Source organism: Algoriphagus iocasae (assembly GCF_014206875.1).
GTDB lineage: Bacteria > Bacteroidota > Bacteroidia > Cytophagales > Cyclobacteriaceae > Algoriphagus > Algoriphagus iocasae.
This window is the reverse complement of the sequence record NZ_JACIJO010000002.1, coordinates 1087303-1106701: the sequence shown is the minus strand read 5'-3', so window position 1 is coordinate 1106701 and position 19399 is coordinate 1087303. Positions and strand designations below refer to the sequence as shown.

The window sequence follows — 19399 nt, the reverse complement described above, 5'->3', positions numbered from 1 at the left end:
TCTGTGGACTGTGGTCAGTCGTCTGTCGACCTATTCAAACTCTCAATTGCTTCTTTTACCAAATCCTGCTCAAAGCCTTTGGTCATTAGGTAATGCACCACTTTAAATTTCTTTTTGAATAAATCTGCTTCTTTGATTCGTTCCCAGTGCTTTTCTGTCTGGCTCAATAGCGTTTCATAATATTCTTCCGGATCAATTTCAGAAAGCCCCTTTCGAATATTTTCATCACTCAGTTGACGCATTCTCAATTCCTGCCTGATTCTTCCTTTCCCCCATTTTTTTAACCTGAATTTGCCTCGGGCAAATGATCTGGAAAATCGTTCCTCATCAATAAACCTTTCCTCAAGCAAATAATCAATCAATTCATCGGAATGTGGCTCTTTAATCCCTTTTTCATATAATTTCCGCCTCGTTTCCCAGATGCAGCGTTCCTGATAAGCGCAATAAGTCGACAGCTTTTCTTTCGCTTCTTCTAAAGTCCAGGACTTTTTTGTGGACTGATCTGAGTTATTTTTTCGCCAGACGGACATTTTCTTTAATTTTAAGCCAAATTACCCTTGAAATCAATTCTTTCAAACCTAATCACTTAAAACACCTCACTACGATGCGTAAGAAAATTGTTGCCGGCAACTGGAAAATGAACATGACATTTGAAGAAGGTCAGATCCTAACTTCTGAAATCGTCAACATGTATAAAGATGAAAATGTCAATGATGTAATAGCAATCTTGAATCCTCCTTTTCCACATCTTTTCCCGGTCAAAAAATTAATAGGCGACGTAGCTGGCGTCAGCATAGGTGCCCAAAACTGCTCTGATAAAGAATCTGGCGCTTTTACTGGCGAGGTTTCTGCGAAAATCTTGGCTTCTTTTGGTGTTGAATATGTAATTATCGGTCACAGCGAAAGAAGAGAGTATTTCAATGAAGACAATGAGCTTTTGGCTACCAAAGTGAAAACAGCATTGGCAAATGGTTTAAAGCCGATTTTCTGCTGCGGAGAGTCTTTGGACATCAGAACTGCAGGTACCCATGAGCCAAATGTGAAATTTCAGTTGACACAAAGTCTTTTTGACTTGAGCCCTGAAGATTTCAGCAAAGTGATCATCGCTTACGAACCAATCTGGGCGATCGGTACAGGGAAAACCGCAACTGCTGACCAAGCACAAGAAATGCACGCTGCTTTAAGACGTCATATTGCCAGCAAATTCGGAAAAGAAATCGCTGATAATACTTCTATTCTTTATGGTGGAAGCTGTAACCCTAAAAATGCTCAGGAAATTTTCTCAAAAGCTGACGTAGATGGTGGTCTTATTGGTGGAGCTTCTCTGAAATCAAGAGACTTCATGGATATCATTAAATCATTTTAATACAAAAATGGATTACCTGGAGTTTAAAATTACCTGCCTGGAGGAATTCCGGGAAATCCTTATTGCCGAACTAGCGGAAATAGGCTTCGATTCTTTTATGGAAACGGAAGAAGGATTGGATGCCTATGCTCCACAAAATGAATTTGATCGGGAAGCTTTCAATGAAATCGTTGAGAAATATTCGCTTCCCGCTCAAATCTCCATGCATGAGAGCATCATGCCCAAAGTCAACTGGAATGAGGAATGGGAGAAAAATTATGATCCCATCGCTGTTGAGGACTTGGTGTTTGTCAGAGCTTCCTTCCATGAACCTGTAGAAGGTTTCAAGTATGAAATTGTCATCAACCCAAAAATGTCTTTCGGTACTGGACATCATGCCACGACATTTCAGATGCTCAAGCATCAGGGAGAAATCGACCATCAAGGGAAAAGAGTTTTGGATGTAGGCTCAGGTACAGGCATTCTTGCTATCATGGCCCATTTATTAGAAGCCAGAGAGGTCGAGGCTTTTGATATTGACGAATGGTGCGTAGAAAACGGGAATGAGAACTTTGACCTGAATGGCCTTACCACCAGAATGGACATCGGTACTATCAGGGAAGTTAATGCGCAAGGTATTTATGACATCATCTTGGCTAACATCAATAAAAATGTATTGTTAGACGAGATGGAAATTTATGCTTCATTGATGCCTTCTGAAGGATACCTACTATTGAGTGGATTTTACACAGAAGATATTGATGATTTGATGGAAGTAGCACAGCCATTAGGTTTAAAACTGCTCAAGTCAAATAGCAAGGATAATTGGGCTGCACTGATTTTGCAAAAGGATTAAAATGAACGAACTCATCGTATATGCAATCATTTTTGCTGCTTTGATTGGACATTGTCTCTTAGCCGGAAAAATGTATCGAACTGTGCATCAGGATTCCACCTTGAGTTTTAAAGAGAAAAATGACTGGAAATTAAAAGCACTGATCTTTCCAGGTTATTTTTGGTTTCAGTATAAAAAAGAAAAAGCTTAGCTTCAATTTCTTTTTTAGAGAACTTTTTTATCAGTTTAGGAGATTAAGGTAGATACACTTTTACCTTTTACAAACCCGAATAGCAACCCATGGAATACGTTTGGAAGCAGAAACCCAGAGCATCAACAGAGCTTATCGAGCAACTCGGAAGAGACATTAATGTCAATCCGATTCTTGCCAATATGCTCATTAATCGCGGGGTGGAAAGTTATGAAACAGCCAAAAACTATTTCCGCCCAAGTTTGAGTCAACTTCATGATCCTTTCTTGATGAAAGACATGAAGGAAGCCATTGATCGCATAGAAATAGCTGTTGATCAAAATGAAAAAATATTAGTCTATGGCGATTATGATGTAGACGGTACAACGGCCGTTGCGCTGGTCTATAGCTTTCTTCAGACTTTTTATGACAAGATTGACTTCTACATTCCAGATCGCTACAAAGAAGGATATGGTATTTCCGATAAAGGAGTACGTTTTGCTGCTGAAAATGACTACAAGCTGGTCATCGCATTGGATTGCGGCATCAAAGCCATTGAAAAAGTAAACCTGGCAAAAGAGCTTGGCGTGGATTTCATCATCTGTGATCACCATACGCCAGGAGAAGATCTACCAAAAGCAGTCGCCGTTTTGGATGCCAAAAGAAACGATTGCCAATATCCCTATAAAGAACTTAGTGGAGCAGGTGTCGGCTTCAAACTGATTCAGGCGCTTGCAAAAAGAAGAGAAATTGACGAGTCTATTCTTTATCCTTATTTGGATCTATTGGTGGTAAGTATTGCTGCGGATATCGTTCCTATTACAGGCGAAAACCGAATTTTGGCCTACTACGGACTCGATCGAATCAATAACACTCCAAGACCAGGATTGAAAGCGCTGATGCTTAGTGCCAAAATCGAAAAGGAAATCGGGATATCTGATATCGTCTTTAAAATCGGCCCGAGAATCAACGCTTCAGGAAGATTAGAACATGCCAAAGCATCTGTAGAATTGTTGATTTCGACAGATTTAAATTTAGCGATAGAACGAGCCAAACTTGTAGATGAGGTAAATACCACGCGAAGAAACTTTGATGAGAATATCACCAAAGAGGCATTTGAGATGATCGCAGAGCGGGAAGCTTCCGTAGAGTGGAACTCAACAGTACTTTTTAAAGAAGATTGGCATAAAGGAGTCATAGGCATAGTAGCCAGTAGATGTATTGAAAAATACTATCGACCTACGATTATTTTGACCGAATCAAATGGAAAAGCTACTGGTAGTGCGAGATCGGTGGTAGACTTTGATATTTACGAAGCCATTGCCGAATGCGCAGGGCTTTTGGATCAATTTGGAGGACATAAATATGCTGCGGGATTAACATTACCGGTAGAAAATGTTCCTGATTTTCAGCAAATGTTCGAATCAGTCGTAAAAAGCAGAATCGAAGAAGTTCACAGGAAGCCAGTGATAGAAATCGATGATGAATTGCTGTTAGATCAAATAAATTACAAGTTTTATAATATCTTGAAGCAAATGGCGCCATTTGGCCCTGGGAATACAGAGCCAATATTGAGAATTTCTCAAGCCTATGCTGAAAACGTAATTATTCTGAAAGACAAACATTTACGATTTAACATTGTCCAAGATGGTCAGGTCACTAAGCCTGTATGTCTCGGATTTGGATTGGCAGATCGGGCAAAAGATCCGGATCATACCATTGTGAAAATGTTACAAGGAAAAATGCGTTTTGATATAGTTGCTGAAATGCGAGAAAATTTCTTCAGAGACAAATCCAGTTTGCAACTCTACGTGAAAGACATCAAATTTGACTGATATGATGCTAAAAGCCGACAACCTCGTCAAAATCTATAAAGGCCGCCGTGTGGTAAATCACATTTCCGTGCAGGTGGAACAAGGAGAAATAGTAGGATTACTAGGACCAAATGGAGCCGGAAAAACTACTTCTTTTTACATGATCGTAGGCTTGGTGCAGCCAAATGAAGGGACAATTTTTTTGGAACAGCAAAATATCACCAGCCTTCCTATGTACAAAAGAGCTCAGCTTGGAATTGGTTATTTGGCACAGGAGGCTTCGGTTTTTAGAAAACTTTCGGTAGAAGAAAATATCATGGCCGTTTTGGAAATGACCAAAATGCCTAAGCAGGAGCGAAAAGAAAAAGTAGAAAGTCTTTTGGAGGAATTCAGTTTGACTCATGTCAGAAAAAACCTTGGAATGGTGCTTTCTGGCGGTGAAAGAAGAAGAACTGAAATTGCCAGAGCTTTGGCAGTGGATCCCAAATTCGTCTTGTTAGATGAGCCATTTGCAGGAGTCGATCCTATAGCTGTAGAGGAAATTCAGACGATTGTTGCAAAGTTGAAAACCAAAAATATCGGAATTTTGATCACTGACCACAACGTTAACGAGACACTTTCGATTACTGACCGTGCCTATTTGATGTTTGAAGGAAAGCTTTTGAAAGCCGGAACAGCTGAAGAGCTCGCTGCTGATGAGCAAGTAAGAAAAGTATATTTGGGAAGTCAGTTTGAGCTAAAACGCAAAATTTTTAATTAATGGAGGTATTAAATTCCTTTATGACCTGGATTTTTAAAAATCGGATAGGTCAAATAGAAAACTTTAAAAAAAATCCGATTCAAGTTCAGGACACAACGTTTTTTGAATTAATTGAAGCAGGAAAAAACACAGAATTCGGAAAGGAGTTTAATTTTTCAAGCATTAAACATTATGATGATTTCGCCAAAAATGTCCCAATTTTAGATTACGAAGGCATCAAACCCTATATCGACAAAACGATGAGGGGAAACCAAAATATCCTTTGGAATACAGATATAGAATGGTTTGCAAAATCCTCAGGAACCACATCCTCAAGAAGTAAATACATCCCTGTTAGTACTGAAAGCCTTGAAGACTGTCATTACAGTGGTGGCAAGGACATGGTTTCGCTTTATATTTCAAATTATCCTGACTCCAGATTATTTGCAGGAAAAAGCCTCACGATAGGAGGAACTCTGGAAAAAAACCCACTCAATCCCCAAGGCACAGCCAGAGCTGGAGACATTTCTGCTGTGATCATGCAGAATTTGCCCATTTGGGCCTATTTTGTAAGAACTCCCTCTTTAGAAACAGCTCTGATGAGTGAATGGGAGGCTAAGATTGAAAAAATGGCCAGAGAAACCATGAATGAAGATGTCACCTGCATTGCAGGAGTTCCGACATGGACTGTGGTATTGATACAGCGTATTCTTGAGATCAAGAAAGCAAATAACATTTTGGAAGTTTGGCCCAATCTGGAAGTCTTCTTCCATGGCGCCGTAGCTTTTGGCCCATACAAAAGCCTATTCAAAGAATTAATCCCTTCTAGTAAAATGCGTTATGTAGAAACCTATAACGCATCTGAAGGATTTTTCGGAATTCAGGATCAACCCAACTCAGAAGAACTATTGCTGCTTCTGGATTACGGAATTTTCTATGAATTTATCCCGATGGAAGATTGGGAAAAAGAAAATCCGAAGGTAGTGCCATTGGCAGGTGTGGAACTTGGCAAGAACTACGCAATGGTCATCAGCACCAATGGTGGATTGTGGAGATATAAGATCGGAGATACCGTTAAATTCACTTCCATCAAACCATATCGTTTTAAAATCACCGGGAGAACCAAGCATTTTATCAATGCTTTTGGTGAGGAAGTGATCGTAGAAAATGCCGAAAAAGCCATTCAATATGCTGCAGAACATTGTGACGCCACAATTGTAAACTTTACAGCGGCTCCAGTATATTTCGACACATCAGGTGCAAAAGGGGCTCATGAATGGTTGATCGAATTCCACAAATCACCAATTGACCAGTCAAAATTCAACGAACTTTTGGATCAACATTTAAGAGAGATCAACTCTGATTACGATGCCAAGAGATACAAAGACATGGCTTTAAAAGCTCCTATCATCCATACTGCCAAGCATGGAATTTTTGAAAAATGGCTTGGCATAAAAGGAAAACTCGGAGGTCAACACAAAATCCCTAGACTCTCCAATAGCAGAGAATACCTGGATGAGATTTTGAATCTCCAACAGGAATTGCAGGATTAAAAAAAAGCGATCTGATTAGACCGCTTTTGCTGTTTCCATTTGAAAGATTATTTCTTCGTAATCGAGCTTGTTCCAATTTTCAGTAATCAATGGATCTGCCATCACTCGGTCCATAATCGCTTCCTGCAGTTTACCTTGGGCATAAGCCTCAGAATAACTGATATCCGAAAATGTCACCATTGTATAAAGTGGAATCCAATCATTTGGATATAACTCGTGAAGCTTCGCTTCAATTTTCTTTCTCAACAAGAACTTTGGATCGGCTACAGAATCCCTCATTTCTATAAAGTTTTCCATTGCCAGTTGGCAAATCGCATCAGTATCGCGCTTTCTGGTTTTTTGGAATTTTTCAAATACCAAATCCCAAGAATTCGTACCCAATTTATCAATTAAGCCATTTAGGATATAGCAATCTTCAAAACCGCAGTTCATACCTTGACCGTAAAAAGGCACCATGGCATGAGAGGCATCACCAATCAAAAGACTTTCGCCTTGTACCCAAGGATAACAATCTACATTTACCAATGCTGAGGTAGGGTTTCTGAAAAACTCATCTACCAAATCTGGCATAAGCTGATAGGCATCATCAAAATAATTGCTGAAGACACTCTTTAGATCACGCTCATCTGTGATTTTCTCAAAGCAAACCTTCGTTCCTTCAAAAGGCAAAAACAAGGTACAGGTAAAAGATTTATCAGGGTTTGGCAATGCGATCAACATAAACTTGCCTCTAGGCCAGATATGAAGTGCATTAGGATCCATGGCAAATTCACCGGCTGCAGTCGCAGGAATGGTCAACTCTTTATATCCATGAGTCAAATATTCTTGCTTATAATTAAATCGAACCTGCTTTTGCATGCTCAATCTCAAAGCAGAATAAGCCCCATCTGCCCCAACAATCACTGGTGCTTGCAGCTTGAAAGGTCCTTCTGGAGTGGAGAATGTGATTTCCTGGGATGGAAAATTCACTTCTTCACATTTATGTTCAAAATTGAATTTGGCTCCTAGGTTTTCTGCTTCTTCAGCAAGTAGCTGGTTAAACTTCCCTCTGGAGATAGAATAAATTGCTTGCTCTTTTTTTCCGTAAGGAATGAAGGAAGTTCCTCCATGCTCATCGTGGATTTTTCTCCCGAACATGGGGATTGCTAAAGGAAGAACTTTATCCTTTAACCCCACCTGTTCCAGACTTTTCCATCCTCTATGGCTTAAGGCCATATTGATAGATCTGCCACCTTCAAAATAGGGAGTTTTACGCTTGTCAGGTCTTTTGTCATATACTGTGACATCTAACCCTTGACGTTTGAGATATATTGCCATCAAGGAACCAATCAGGCCGGCTCCGAGAATAGTGATTTCATTTTTCTTCATTCGGATAGGTTTTATCCCAGCTTCTTAAGCGAATTTTTTCAAGCTTTGTTCCAAAATCAGACCAAACTTAAAAACATCTAAGAAACTATTATACAGCGGAGTAGGTGCTAAACGAATCACATTTGGATTTCTCCAGTCACCCACGACTCCTTGACTATACCACTCATCAAAGACAGACTTGCCTCCGCGATGAATGTGCAAAGATAATTGACAACCTCTCTCCGCAGGGTTTTTTGGAGTAATAATTTCCAAAATCCCTGATTTTCCGCTGATTTGCTGTATTAAATACTCCAAATACCCAGTTAACATTTCACTTTTTGCTCGAAGAGTTTCCATTCCGGCTTTCTGAAAAATATCCAATGAAGCCTGATGTGCTGCCAAAGCCAAAACATTGGTATTGGAAACTTGCCATCCGTCGGCTCCATGCATAGGCACAAAGCCTTTCTCCATCAAAAATCGCTGGCTTTCATCATGACCCCACCATCCTCCGAACCGAGGCAAATCAGGTCTATCAGCAAATCGTTCATGTACAAAAATTCCCGAAATATTCCCTGGGCCTGAATTCAAATACTTATAACTACACCAAGTGGCAAAATCCACATCCCATTCATTTAGCTTCAAAACAGCATTTCCCACAGCATGCGCCAAATCAAAACCAGCATAAGCTCCGACACTATGTGCTGCTTCGGTGATGGCTTGGATATCAAATAATTGACCGCTGTAATACTGAATCCCAGCCATATTGACCATTGCCAAAGCATCTCCTTGGGTTTTGATCTCGGTAAGAATATCTTCAGTTCTTAAGTAATATTCTCCTTCCCTCGGTTTTAATTCTACGATTGCATCCTCTGGGTCTAGTCCATGAAAACGAACTTGAGTCTCAAGCATGTAGATGTCTGAAGGAAAAGCTCCCGCCTCTACAATTATCTTATATCGCTCTTTAGTCGGCTGATAAAATGAGACCATTAAAAAATGAAGATTGGAAGACAAATTATTCATTGCCACCACTTCGTGAGTATGTCCACCTACAATTTCAGCTAAGGCCGGCTTGGACTTTTGACGAACATGATACCAAGCATCCTCTCCATGAAAATGTCCATCTACTCCAAGATTCGCCCAATTTTCTAGCTCTTTTCCGAGATAAGATTTAACTGATTTTGGCTGAAGTCCAAGGGAATTGCCACAGAAATAAATTGCTTCCTGTCCATTGACTTGGGGAAAGAAAAACTCTTCCCGAAAATCTTTCAATGGATCTTCAGCATCCATTTTCTTAGCAAAATCCTCTGTAAACTGATATTCTATTTGGGTCATATTTCTTTTACTTTTCAGAACTTATTAATTCTGATTAATTGAATTTTCGGCGGTTTTGAGGTTTAACTTTTACTTCACCATTACTGTTCCGCAGTTTTTGCATGTAGTATTTTCTGGGTTGGACCAAAAACGCTCCATAATCGGTGGCAGCTGATTGACGATATCCGTCACATCCGCATATTCTTCGTAAAGTTTCTCACCGCAGTTTTCGCAGTGCCAGATAAACCCATCTCTTTCGCCAGCTTTTCTATATCTCTCGATCACCAGTCCAATTGTATTAGCAGGACGTCTTGGAGAATGTGGCACTTTAGGAGGCAAAAGAAAGATTTCTCCTTCCTTGATAGGAATATCTACTGGCTTTCCATCTTCAATGATTTTCAGGACAATATCTCCTTCTATTTGATAGAAAAACTCCTCCCCTTCATTGAAATGGTAATCTTTTCTTGAATTAGGACCTCCCACTACCATGATGATAAAATCCTCATTATCAATGTAAACCTGCTTATTTCCTACAGGTGGTTTCAGTAAATGTCTATTTTCGTCAATCCACTTTTTAAAGTTGAAGGGTTTTGCGACTGCCATAAGCTTAGTATTTCGGTTAAAAATGAAATTTGCCTTTCAAATTAAGTAACTCTAATCAGGCCTAAAAGTATTAAAAAACATACGCATTTTTGGTTTACTTTGCCTCAAAGCCCAAAATCATGCGTCTACCCGTTGTCGACCTTCACTGCGACATGCTTTCTTATCTTGCCAAAGTTCCCGCAGCCAATCCTTATTCAAAAGATGATATTGCATGTGCTATCCCTTGGTTAAAAGCCGGTGGAGTCCGAATGCAAGTAATGGCCATCTACACGGATGTCAATCCCGAATCGATGAAATTGGCCAGCAAACAGGCTGATATTTTCCAGAATTTACTGGAAGAAAATCTGATGGATTTAGCATATGCAGGTCCCGATTTTTTAGCCAATTGGAAAAATCAGAAAAATGTAGGCATCATCGCTTCTGTGGAGAATGCAGCTGGTTTTGGAAATGAAACGGCTACTTTGGATGAGATCAAATCCCAATTTGACAGCATCTTAGACAAATGTAAAAAACTGGCTTACATCAGCTTGACACATCATACAGAAAATCGATTTGGAGGTGGGAATTATACAGATGGAATTGGGCTGAAAGATGATGGAAAACATCTTTTGGACTACATGGCAGGAAAGAAGATTCCGATCGATTTATCCCATACTTCTGATTTATTAGCCGAGGGAATCTTGAATCACATTGACACTGAAAAATTGGATGTGCCAGTGATTGCAAGCCATTCGAATTTCAGGGAAATCTGGAATCACCGAAGAAACCTGACAGATGAATTTGCGAAGGAGATCATTTATCGCGGAGGGATTATCGGTGTTAATTTTCTTCGGGCATTTTTGGATAATGATGTGCCGGAAAGACTATTTGAACACTTGCTTCACGGTTTTCATATCAAAGGGGAAAAGGCCATGTGTTTTGGAGCAGACTTTTTCTATACCAAGAACTTTGGCGACCCATCCAGAATTCCATTTTACTTCCCTCTTGCAGAAAACTCCAGTAAATACCCGGGATTGTTAGAGCATTTAGAAACCGATCTCAGTGATCAGCATTTGGCAAATCTTGCTTACGAAAACGCTTTGAACTTTTATAAAAAACTCTGGAAATAAAGCTATGTCGTCTCATCATTTTGTCAAAGAACAACAGGAACCAGCCGTGCTGATTTTAAATGCCGATGAGATTCACTTCGACCAAATTTCTCCTCTATTAGAATGGGTTCCTACTGTTTTGGTTGCTGAGAAAGCTTTGGATCAGGTCCTGAGCTGGGGAATTAAAATCGATGTGATTTTGGCCACAAAAGCATTTCAGTCTGAAAACATGCATTTGCTAGAAGAGCAATATCCTGTAAAATTCCTGAGATCTGAGCCAGAAAATTCTCTCGATGAAGGACTAAATTATCTATTGGCAAGTAGTAATTATGCTGCCCATCTCGTCGGATTCCCGCATCTTCAGGCACTTGAACTTCAGGAAAAAACCAAATTGATGGACTTAACCATCCTTGATGGTGACTGGAAATATTACCCGATCAAAGATGGAAATTTCAAAAAATGGTTTGCTGAATCCACGATTCATATCCATGCAAAAGAAGGCCTGCCTGTAGAGATATTAAATGAAAATGGACAGATGATTCTGCCCATTTCTTATGCAACATTTATTGAAGTCCCCGAAGGAACAACTGAAATCAAAGCTCCTTCCATGTTTTGGATCGGAGAACAAATACGCTAAGTTATCCTAAGAAAGTAGCCGAAACCATACGGTTTTTATCGTTCAGATCTCTCACAAGGTTGATATCAGTATATCCTAATCCCTCCAATAATTCGACAGTCTCAGGGCCAAAGTTGTTATGAATCTCATAATATAATTTCCCTCCTGGCTTAAGCATCAATTTCGCTTTTTCTGCAATGACCCTGTAAAACAATAGTGGGTCATGATCAGGTACAAAAAGTGCCAATCCCGGCTCAAAATCTCTCACATTACTATGCAAATCCACCCATTCTGCTTCAGGAACATAAGGAGGATTACTAACCAAAATATCCAAATCTTTAAGCTGAGGCATTTCTTTCAAGATGTCCAAATGTAAAAACGTCACATCCGCTTCCAAATGCTCCGCGTTTTGCATCGCTACTTCGATGGCATCCTCAGAAACATCGGCTGTGTAAACATCTGAATCTTTCATCTCCAAAGCCAAACTGATTGGGATACATCCAGAACCAGTTCCTATATCCAAAATTTTCATGCCTGGCTTTGGGTTTTCCTTGATAATCATGTGCACCAGCTCTTCCGTTTCATTTCTAGGAATCAAAACTGATTCATCTACAAAAAAATCCCGTCCGTAAAACGGCGCCTTCCCGATAATATACTGAACAGGTTCGCCTGTCTTCAATCGCTCAAAATCTTCGTACAAAGCTTCAGAAATACTGTCTTCTTCTACACCATTAAGCATATCCACTTTTCTCACGCCCAAGTGGTACTCTAAAAGCCAGTTGATTAGATTATTAGCCTCTTCAGGAGAGTATTGAGTCAGCTCTGCTGCCCATTGTTTTACGAGTTCGTTATAGTTGCTCATTGATGTTGCGAATAGCCATAATTTGCCGTAAAGGTAGCAATCCCATGACTATCTCTTATGAAAAAAATTCAACTCCTATTTTTGGCGCTACTTTTCTCCTTCTGTGCCAAAGCCCAAACCAGCGATTCAAAGTTTTATTTTGGCTTTGACGCGAGTTATTGGCAGCGAGCAAATTATAATACTGATCCTCTGGCAGTACAGCGGGATATGCTAGGAAGTATCCGACCAATGATCGGAATAAACCTCAAGAAAAACTGGTCTTTGGGCATTATCACCAATTTCAGTTCCTATCAGGATCAGGTTTCACCAGTTGAAATTAGTTACCCTATCTACGGAGAACTAGACGAAAACGATAATTATCCCGTCATCGGCTACAGAAATACAAGCCAAGAAGCTTCTTTCAAAAACAGTCTCGTAGGTTATGGGGTATTTCTAAAGAAATTCATCAACCTCGGTAAAAAAACCTCCATCAATTTGAGTCTCTATGGTATGAAGGAATCCAGGAATGAAGGGAATCTACTTATTTCACCGGATTTTGGAAGCTATTACCCTTGTGTCAATTGTTATTACCCTACCTCGAGTAATTTTTATTGTCCTACCTGTTTAAGTATTGCTTACTCACGAATCGAAATCCCGTTTGAGGAAACAAACTGGAGAGCAGGATTGGATATTGCCTTTGCTTATCAGCTAAAACCCTGGCTGGGTCTGGAAGTAAGAGCCAATATTTTAGAATACAGAAAGCAAATCCTGAAAGACAAGAGAGTCCAATATGAAACGATTGATTTTGCGTACGATCCATTTTTAGGTGCTATTTCCCAATATTTTGGGAATCATTACGATTTGGGTTCTGCTGTGGCGCGAGATGGAGTGCGTTTTGGTCTGATCTTTAGCCCATTTTAAAAACACATTCCCAAGGAATAGAAAGAAAGCCTACCTTTGTGGAGAATTTCTATCCCATGAAGCTACATAACAACACCATACGTGGAGTGCACACAGCACTTGCGGCCATTTTCGAAGAAGGTCAATACGCAGATAAAGTAATCGAACGGACACTAAAATCTAACCCAAAATGGGGTGCTAGAGACCGCTCGTTTATAGCCGAAACAACTTATGAAATGGTACGTTGGTGGAGATTGATCAATTATTTAAGTCCTTCAAATAATCCATATGACCTTTTTGGGACTTATTGGCTGATGCAAGGTCATAGTTTACCGCCATGGGAGGAATTTGAAAAAATTCAGCCTGAAAAGCTAAAAGGGAAATATGAAAAGCTGGAAGATCCTGCTTTGATCGAATCCATTCCGGATTGGTTGGAAGAATTAGGTCAAAAGGAATTGGGAGAAAAATGGGAAGCAGAAATCCATAGCTTAAATCAAGAGGCGGATGTGGTTTTACGGGTGAATACCTTGAAAACGACTCGGGAGCGTCTCCGAAATATGCTAGCCGAATCCAATATTTCCACTCACATCATCAAAGGTTACAAAGATGCGCTGATCTTAGATGAGCGCCAGAATGTGTTCCGTCATCCAGCATTCAAAGAGGGATTGTTTGAAGTGCAGGATGGTTCTTCTCAACTCGTAGCAGAATCTTTGGCAGTGGAGCCGGGAATGCGAGTAATCGATGCCTGTGCCGGTGCTGGTGGGAAATCTCTTCATCTAGCCGCTCTGATGGAAAACAAAGGAAAAATCCTTTCCATGGATGTGGAAGAATGGAAGCTACAGCAGACAAAACTTAGAGCTAGAAGAGATGGAGTTTCGATCATCGAAAGAAAAGTTATTGAGGGATCAAAGACGATCAAGAGACTGAAAGAATCCGCAGATAGACTACTTTTGGATGTTCCTTGTTCTGGTCTTGGCGTTTTGAAAAGAAATCCAGATACTAAATGGAAATTAAGTCTCGAGTCGATTGAGAAAGTAAGACAGACCCAACAGGAAATTCTTCAATCTTACCCATCCATGTTGAAATCTGGAGGTCAAATGGTCTATGCGACTTGCAGCATTTTGCCTTCCGAAAATCAAGATCAAGTCCAGAAATTTCTGAATTCTGAAGCCGGTAAAGACTTCGAATTGATCGAAGATCAAAAGGTTCTTTCGCATGAAAGTGGCTTTGATGGATTTTATATCGCCAGACTGCTTAAAAAATAGTTTTCAGAGATATTCCTCTCAAAATCAAAAAGTTATTTCTAACTTCATTGCTCAATTTTTAAGCAAATGAAGTTAGAACTGATTTTTACGATAGCCAATTCGCTCGCATTTTTATGTTGGATATTCCTATTTGTTTTGTACCAAAAACGATGGGTATACCAATTCCTGTTTAGCTTTATTTTTGTCCTATTAAGTGGGGCTTATTTATTCTTTTTCGTAAAGGGAATGGGTGATGGAAACGGAGGCGGATTTGATACTTTGGCTAATGTAAAACAGCTCTTTTCAAGCGATGCGGCATTATTGGCTGGATGGATACATTACTTGATTTTTGACCTGTTTGTAGGAATGTGGATTTCCTACAATGCCGACCTAAGAGGAATCAACCGTTGGATTTTATTGCCTTGTTTGGTACTTACATTTATGGCCGGGCCTACCGGATTACTTTTGTATATCATTATCCGGGTTATTCATTCCCGAAAATTGATTCAAGAACCATTTTCAAGCCACACAATTTCTTGAATTCAAGAAGTATCTTTCCTTTTTAGGGAAATTTCTGTGAAGATTCGGTATTTATTTTGCCTGAGATTAGTTTGATAAAGAATTTTGTTTGTAATTTTGACGGGCAAATAGGGTTACCTACAACCAATATTTGCCATGAATCGAAACTCCGACAAGTTCCTTTACGAAGCACTCACCTACGACGACGTGCTTTTAGTCCCTGGATATTCTGAAGTCCTACCAAGAGACACGAATACTTCCACTCAACTCACCAAAAAAATCAGATTAAACATTCCTTTGGTTTCCGCTGCGATGGACACGGTTACTGAAGCTGAATTAGCCATTGCTATTGCTTTGGAAGGTGGTCTTGGATTTATCCATAAAAATATGTCCATCGACCAGCAAGCTGCTCAAGTGAGAAAAGTGAAACGTTCTCAGGCAGGAATGATCCTGGATCCGATTACCCTTCACATCGACTCTAAAGTTCGTGATGCAGAAACCATCATGCGGGAATATCATATCGGTGGTATCCCTGTTGTAGATGAAAACAGAATCCTAAAAGGAATCATCACAAACAGAGACCTTCGTTTCATCAAAGATCAAAATCGTCCGATCAGAGAAATCATGACGATTGAAAACCTGATCACAGCTAAGTCTGGAGTTTCTTTGGAACAAGCAGAAGAAATTCTTCAGGAATACAAAATCGAAAAGCTTCCGATAGTTGACGAAGAAGACAAGCTGACTGGCTTGATTACATACAAAGACATTCTCAAAAGAAAAGACAAGCCAAATGCTTGTAAGGATGAATACGGAAGACTAAGAGTAGGAGCAGCTGTAGGAGTTACTGCTGATATCGTAGAGCGAGTAGAGGCATTGAAAAGTGCTGGCGTGGATGTGGTTTCTATTGATACAGCCCATGGACATTCTAAAGGAGTAATAGATACTTGTAGAAAAATTAAAGATGCATTTCCAGATCTGGAAGTGATCGTTGGAAATATTGCTACTCCAGAAGCAGCGATTGCATTGGCAGACGCTGGAGCTGATGCTGTGAAAGTTGGGGTAGGTCCTGGATCTATCTGTACTACCAGAATTATCGCTGGTGTGGGTGTACCTCAGCTTTCAGCAGTTTTCGAATGTGCTGAAGCATTGAAAGATCGTGGTGTTCCAGTCATTGCTGATGGTGGTATCCGCTATTCCGGTGATTTGGTAAAAGCCATCGCTGCTGGTGGTAGCTCTATTATGATCGGATCTCTTTTGGCAGGAACAGAGGAAGCTCCTGGAGAAATGATCATTTTCGAAGGAAGAAAATTCAAGTCCTACAGAGGAATGGGTTCATTGGAAGCAATGGAATCAGGTTCAAAAGACCGATACTTCCAAGACGCAGAAGATAATATCAAGAAATTGGTACCAGAAGGAATCGTAGGTAGAGTTCCTTACAAAGGTCTTGTCTCTGAAGTTCTTTACCAATTGGTAGGTGGACTACAAGCAGGAATGGGGTACTGTGGAACGCAAACCATTGAAGACCTTCAGAAAAATGGCAAGTTCGTGAAGATCACTGCTGCTGGCGTGAAAGAATCTCACCCACACGATGTGAGCGTCACAAGAGAAGCTCCAAACTATAGCTTAAAAGGATAAGTTGAATACTTCCTCCAAAAATAAAATCCGGCCCTCAAGCCGGATTTTTTTATTGAATTTTCAAAAGATTTTTATTTGTCAATCCGAGCAGAGACGAAGATTACATTCCCTTAGTTCAGAATCTCTTTGATCTCATAATCCTGCATATGGACATTGTACCAGCCACCTTCTATTGCAGCTCCGTATTTCTTGTAGAAGTTAATCGCTGGCTCATTCCAGTCAAGCACTTGCCACATCATCCCCGTGCAACCGTCTTCCAGTGATTTGGCCATCGTTCTTTCCAAAAGCAATTTGCCTGCACCTTTACCTCTTTCTGACTGAGTTACCACCAGATCTTCCAGATAAAGTCGCTTTCCTTTCCAAGTGCTATATCGATAGTAATAGATGGCAATTCCGATGATTTCTTTGGTTTCGTCTTTTTCGCAGACAAACATTCCATAGACAGGATTTGGACCAAACCCATCTTCTTTCATCATCTCCAAGGTATTGGTAACCTGCTCTGGAGCCTTTTCATACAAGGCTAACTCTTGAATCAATTCTAAAACCCTTGGGAGATCATCTATCTGACCTTCTCTTAATGAATACATTTCTATTTTGATTAGGTGGTTATAATTTGGATTTTCCTTTTTTGAAAGGTTAAATTTAATCAAATCAAAGAAACAATGTTTTTAGCAATAGATGCGGGAAATTCCAATGTAGTTTTTGCCCTTTATCAGGAAAGTGAAAAGAAATGGACAAATCATTTCAGGGTAGATACTAAAGGATCAAAGCTAATTTCCCAACTCAGCAAAAAGGTGCCGCTCTATTTTTTGGAACATGGCATCTCCCCTTCAGATATTTCAAAAATCGGGTTCAGCTCAGTAGTTCCTGAAATCAATGGAACAATAATTCAGTTCTGCGAAAATTACTTTGGCACCGAACCTTATCTGATCCAGCCAAAAAGCTATAAAAATCTCCCGGTTACTTCTCTCAAGCCAAACGAAATAGGCTCAGATTTGATGTGCAATGTGATGGCTGCCTACTCGAAATTCCAAAAAGCGGTTCTAATCGTGGATTTTGGTACGGCCTTGACATTTACAGTAGTCGATAAAAATGGGACCATCAAAGGCGTCAATATTGTACCAGGATTACGGACTGCAATCAATTCTTTGTTTCATAACACTGCCAAACTTCCCAATGTGGAATTGAAAATGCCAGAGTCTGCTTTGGGACAAAACACGATTCATGCGATCCAATCAGGGATTCTTTATGGATATACCGGATTGGTCAAGGGCATGATCGAAACCATCGAGCAAGAAACAAAAGAAAAATACATAGTGGTTGCTACAGGTGGATTGTCTTCCGTTTTAACACCGCTAACGGAGGTATTTGATGAAATAGATAGGAATTTAACCTTAGAAGGTTTGCGCTTGATTACCAAGTCTAATACCTAAATCAAAGGACAATTCAAGACCAGATTTGGGTCAGGGCAAATTTTCTGATACTTTTCTACTTCCCGCTGGGAACAAACGCCAGGAAAATCTCCAACATTCCCTAGCATATCGAGCATGAGTTGAAAATGTAAATGTGGCGGCCAATCCCCATTTTCCGGAAATGGTCCGACATGACAAAGTAAATCTCCCGCTTTAATCTTTTGCCCGACCTGAAGCTTTTCCAAATCGCTTAAAAACAAATGACCATATAGCGAAAAGAGCTTTTCCCCTTCAATCTCATGTTCTAGAATGATCGTGGGTCCATAGTTCCCAAAGCCTGCATTGTCCTGAAAAGAATGAATTTTCCCTTCAAAAGGAGCATAAACTTCAGCCCCAGCTTCGGTCCAGATATCAACCCCCAAATGGATATTTCGGAAATCTGATTCTTGCGTGGCAAATACCTCCGATCTTCTATAAATCGCCCGATGCTCAAAGTATCCACCGATTCCATATTTTTTGTTTTTCCCAGAAAGTTGGGAAAAAACATAGGCATCAAACGCTGCTGTATTGCCCAAATCGATGTTTTCCAACTCGGTATTGGCAGGGCTAAAATCCAATTTCGAAGTATTACTTGCTGTCAAAGCTTCTCCCATGACAGGGAAAAATTTCAGGGCTTTCCAATTCATGCCTGAAGATAAAAACTCTGGGGATTTGTTTGAATAGGATGAGAAACAATTTGAAAGGAGCTGTTAATGTGGTTTTGTTTTATAGGCGATTGGTTAAATCTATTCAAGGTGTCAGGCTGAGCGGAGTCGAGGACCCCTCGATTTCGAGACTCTCGACTCTCAAGTGCTAAAAATGACAGGTTAACTTAAATTTTGAAAAATCAATACATTCAAAATTTTATTCCTTGTTAATGGGAATCAATATTAGTTGATAATTGCCTCTCCAAATAAACTTTTTGCTATTTGTATCCTTTGTCCTTTTGCCTTGATGCAAAAGGACGAAAAAATCAAGATTTGGCAAAGCTTCCACCACACAAAGCCTTCGCCTGCCCCGCTGCCAAATCCTCCCACCGCACGTCTAATTAACGATTCTTCTTAAATTGAAATGTCGTTTTGTAGCTTAATCGAATTTTGGAGGAATTCCCTTAAACTATCCGGTTTTTGAGCGGATGGCAGCTCCGTTAAAAAATCGGCTAGCTCCCAAGGTACGAGGGAGATCCGCCGATTTTTAGGAGATGCCAAAGCGAAAAAATCAAATCGTAACGAATTGAATTAATCACTTGATTTATAACCGATTTGAAGGAGAGTTTAGGGATGAGGCTTTTGGGTACTTTTGGCCTCAAAAGTACCAAAGAGGAAGTAAGTTATTTTCTATGCAGATTTCAAGATGATTCTTGCTTCT

At 40.0% G+C, this 19399-nt stretch carries 20 protein-coding genes; 13 read left to right on the top strand and 7 right to left on the bottom strand.

Annotated features, from left to right (window positions below; translation table 11 throughout):
- Window positions 1-14 precede the first annotated feature (14 nt).
- Entirely contained in the window at window positions 15-530 is a 516-nt protein-coding gene (locus tag FHS59_RS12130) for a regulatory protein RecX (protein WP_184495407.1), read from the bottom strand.
- Window positions 531-604: 74 nt separating this feature from the next.
- Between FHS59_RS12130 and tpiA the strand changes: the two genes are divergently transcribed.
- The 6 genes from tpiA (at window position 605) to FHS59_RS12100 (ending at window position 6476) form a co-directional block, all read left to right on the top strand.
- Complete coding sequence (tpiA, locus tag FHS59_RS12125; RefSeq protein WP_184495406.1) at window positions 605-1366, top strand: triose-phosphate isomerase; 762 nt, start codon at window positions 605-607, stop codon at window positions 1364-1366.
- Window positions 1367-1373: 7 nt separating this feature from the next.
- Window positions 1374-2201, top strand: a complete 828-nt coding sequence (gene prmA / locus FHS59_RS12120; protein WP_184495405.1) for a 50S ribosomal protein L11 methyltransferase — start codon at window positions 1374-1376, stop codon at window positions 2199-2201.
- 1 nt (window position 2202) lies between these two features.
- Entirely contained in the window at window positions 2203-2391 is a 189-nt protein-coding gene (locus tag FHS59_RS12115; protein WP_184495404.1) for a hypothetical protein, read from the top strand.
- A gap of 89 nt (window positions 2392-2480) precedes the next feature.
- Window positions 2481-4205 (top strand): single-stranded-DNA-specific exonuclease RecJ, encoded by a 1725-nt coding sequence (recJ, locus tag FHS59_RS12110; RefSeq protein ID WP_184495403.1) that lies wholly within the window; start codon window positions 2481-2483, stop codon window positions 4203-4205.
- Window position 4206: 1 nt separating this feature from the next.
- Window positions 4207-4944, top strand: a complete 738-nt coding sequence (gene lptB, locus FHS59_RS12105; protein WP_184495402.1) for an LPS export ABC transporter ATP-binding protein — start codon at window positions 4207-4209, stop codon at window positions 4942-4944.
- Window positions 4944-6476, top strand: a complete 1533-nt coding sequence (locus tag FHS59_RS12100) for a GH3 auxin-responsive promoter family protein (protein WP_184495401.1) — start codon at window positions 4944-4946, stop codon at window positions 6474-6476. The genes lptB and FHS59_RS12100 overlap by 1 nt, the downstream gene beginning before the upstream one ends.
- Window positions 6477-6491: 15 nt before the next feature.
- On the opposite strand, the gene FHS59_RS12095 is transcribed toward FHS59_RS12100, so the two are convergent.
- From FHS59_RS12095 to FHS59_RS12085, 3 genes are all read right to left on the bottom strand, one after another.
- Entirely contained in the window at window positions 6492-7844 is a 1353-nt protein-coding gene (locus FHS59_RS12095; RefSeq protein ID WP_184495400.1) for an FAD-dependent oxidoreductase, read from the bottom strand.
- A 24-nt stretch (window positions 7845-7868) separates the two neighbouring features.
- Window positions 7869-9155, bottom strand: a complete 1287-nt coding sequence (gene kynU / locus FHS59_RS12090) for a kynureninase (protein ID WP_184495399.1) — start codon at window positions 9153-9155, stop codon at window positions 7869-7871.
- Between the two features lie 69 nt (window positions 9156-9224).
- Window positions 9225-9737, bottom strand: a complete 513-nt coding sequence (locus FHS59_RS12085) for a 3-hydroxyanthranilate 3,4-dioxygenase (protein ID WP_184495398.1) — start codon at window positions 9735-9737, stop codon at window positions 9225-9227.
- 119 nt (window positions 9738-9856) lie between these two features.
- Between FHS59_RS12085 and FHS59_RS12080 the strand changes: the two genes are divergently transcribed.
- The gene (locus tag FHS59_RS12080; RefSeq protein WP_184495397.1) at window positions 9857-10846 is read left to right on the top strand and encodes a dipeptidase; all 990 of its coding nucleotides are present in this window, start codon (window positions 9857-9859) and stop codon (window positions 10844-10846) included.
- Between the two features lie 4 nt (window positions 10847-10850).
- Window positions 10851-11462: a thiamine pyrophosphokinase gene (locus tag FHS59_RS12075; RefSeq protein WP_184495396.1), complete on the top strand. Its 612-nt coding sequence runs from the start codon at window positions 10851-10853 to the stop codon at window positions 11460-11462.
- A 1-nt stretch (window position 11463) separates the two neighbouring features.
- Here FHS59_RS12075 and prmC read toward each other — a convergent pair whose 3' ends face one another.
- On the bottom strand, window positions 11464-12303 hold the full coding sequence (gene prmC, locus FHS59_RS12070; protein WP_184495395.1) for a peptide chain release factor N(5)-glutamine methyltransferase: 840 nt from the start codon (window positions 12301-12303) through the stop codon (window positions 11464-11466).
- 57 nt (window positions 12304-12360) lie between these two features.
- On the opposite strand from prmC, the gene FHS59_RS12065 reads away from it, so the two are divergent.
- The 4 genes from FHS59_RS12065 (at window position 12361) to guaB (ending at window position 16580) form a co-directional block, all read left to right on the top strand.
- Complete coding sequence (locus tag FHS59_RS12065) at window positions 12361-13203, top strand: hypothetical protein (RefSeq protein ID WP_184495394.1); 843 nt, start codon at window positions 12361-12363, stop codon at window positions 13201-13203.
- A 56-nt stretch (window positions 13204-13259) separates the two neighbouring features.
- Window positions 13260-14447, top strand: a complete 1188-nt coding sequence (locus FHS59_RS12060; protein ID WP_184495393.1) for an RsmB/NOP family class I SAM-dependent RNA methyltransferase — start codon at window positions 13260-13262, stop codon at window positions 14445-14447.
- Between the two features lie 66 nt (window positions 14448-14513).
- A complete protein-coding gene (locus FHS59_RS12055) occupies window positions 14514-14966 on the top strand; it encodes an ABA4-like family protein (RefSeq protein ID WP_184495392.1) in 453 nt (150 codons plus the stop codon).
- Between the two features lie 135 nt (window positions 14967-15101).
- Window positions 15102-16580 carry an IMP dehydrogenase gene (gene guaB, locus FHS59_RS12050; RefSeq protein WP_184495391.1) on the top strand — a complete coding sequence of 493 codons (1479 nt, stop codon included), beginning with the start codon at window positions 15102-15104 and terminating at the stop codon, window positions 16578-16580.
- 110 nt (window positions 16581-16690) lie between these two features.
- Here the strand turns inward: guaB and FHS59_RS12045 are convergent, their stop codons facing one another.
- Window positions 16691-17167 (bottom strand): GNAT family N-acetyltransferase, encoded by a 477-nt coding sequence (locus FHS59_RS12045; RefSeq protein ID WP_184495390.1) that lies wholly within the window; start codon window positions 17165-17167, stop codon window positions 16691-16693.
- Between the two features lie 75 nt (window positions 17168-17242).
- Between FHS59_RS12045 and FHS59_RS12040 the strand changes: the two genes are divergently transcribed.
- Window positions 17243-18013 carry a type III pantothenate kinase gene (locus FHS59_RS12040; protein ID WP_184495389.1) on the top strand — a complete coding sequence of 257 codons (771 nt, stop codon included), beginning with the start codon at window positions 17243-17245 and terminating at the stop codon, window positions 18011-18013.
- Here the strand turns inward: FHS59_RS12040 and FHS59_RS12035 are convergent.
- Window positions 18010-18678 (bottom strand): peptidoglycan DD-metalloendopeptidase family protein, encoded by a 669-nt coding sequence (locus FHS59_RS12035; protein WP_184495388.1) that lies wholly within the window; start codon window positions 18676-18678, stop codon window positions 18010-18012. The two genes, FHS59_RS12040 and FHS59_RS12035, sit on opposite strands and share 4 nt — an antisense overlap.
- Between the last annotated feature and the right edge of the window lie 721 nt (window positions 18679-19399).

Coding starts and splice junctions, on each gene's coding strand:
- FHS59_RS12130 (WP_184495407.1), bottom strand. CDS start 530: ATGTCCGTCTGGCGAAAAAATAACTCAGATCAGTCCACAAAAAAGTCC.
- tpiA (WP_184495406.1), top strand. CDS start 605: ATGCGTAAGAAAATTGTTGCCGGCAACTGGAAAATGAACATGACATTT.
- prmA (WP_184495405.1), top strand. CDS start 1,374: ATGGATTACCTGGAGTTTAAAATTACCTGCCTGGAGGAATTCCGGGAA.
- FHS59_RS12115 (WP_184495404.1), top strand. CDS start 2,203: ATGAACGAACTCATCGTATATGCAATCATTTTTGCTGCTTTGATTGGA.
- recJ (WP_184495403.1), top strand. CDS start 2,481: ATGGAATACGTTTGGAAGCAGAAACCCAGAGCATCAACAGAGCTTATC.
- lptB (WP_184495402.1), top strand. CDS start 4,207: ATGATGCTAAAAGCCGACAACCTCGTCAAAATCTATAAAGGCCGCCGT.
- FHS59_RS12100 (WP_184495401.1), top strand. CDS start 4,944: ATGGAGGTATTAAATTCCTTTATGACCTGGATTTTTAAAAATCGGATA.
- FHS59_RS12095 (WP_184495400.1), bottom strand. CDS start 7,844: ATGAAGAAAAATGAAATCACTATTCTCGGAGCCGGCCTGATTGGTTCC.
- kynU (WP_184495399.1), bottom strand. CDS start 9,155: ATGACCCAAATAGAATATCAGTTTACAGAGGATTTTGCTAAGAAAATG.
- FHS59_RS12085 (WP_184495398.1), bottom strand. CDS start 9,737: ATGGCAGTCGCAAAACCCTTCAACTTTAAAAAGTGGATTGACGAAAAT.
- FHS59_RS12080 (WP_184495397.1), top strand. CDS start 9,857: ATGCGTCTACCCGTTGTCGACCTTCACTGCGACATGCTTTCTTATCTT.
- FHS59_RS12075 (WP_184495396.1), top strand. CDS start 10,851: ATGTCGTCTCATCATTTTGTCAAAGAACAACAGGAACCAGCCGTGCTG.
- prmC (WP_184495395.1), bottom strand. CDS start 12,303: ATGAGCAACTATAACGAACTCGTAAAACAATGGGCAGCAGAGCTGACT.
- FHS59_RS12065 (WP_184495394.1), top strand. CDS start 12,361: ATGAAAAAAATTCAACTCCTATTTTTGGCGCTACTTTTCTCCTTCTGT.
- FHS59_RS12060 (WP_184495393.1), top strand. CDS start 13,260: ATGAAGCTACATAACAACACCATACGTGGAGTGCACACAGCACTTGCG.
- FHS59_RS12055 (WP_184495392.1), top strand. CDS start 14,514: ATGAAGTTAGAACTGATTTTTACGATAGCCAATTCGCTCGCATTTTTA.
- guaB (WP_184495391.1), top strand. CDS start 15,102: ATGAATCGAAACTCCGACAAGTTCCTTTACGAAGCACTCACCTACGAC.
- FHS59_RS12045 (WP_184495390.1), bottom strand. CDS start 17,167: ATGTATTCATTAAGAGAAGGTCAGATAGATGATCTCCCAAGGGTTTTA.
- FHS59_RS12040 (WP_184495389.1), top strand. CDS start 17,243: ATGTTTTTAGCAATAGATGCGGGAAATTCCAATGTAGTTTTTGCCCTT.
- FHS59_RS12035 (WP_184495388.1), bottom strand. CDS start 18,678: ATGAATTGGAAAGCCCTGAAATTTTTCCCTGTCATGGGAGAAGCTTTG.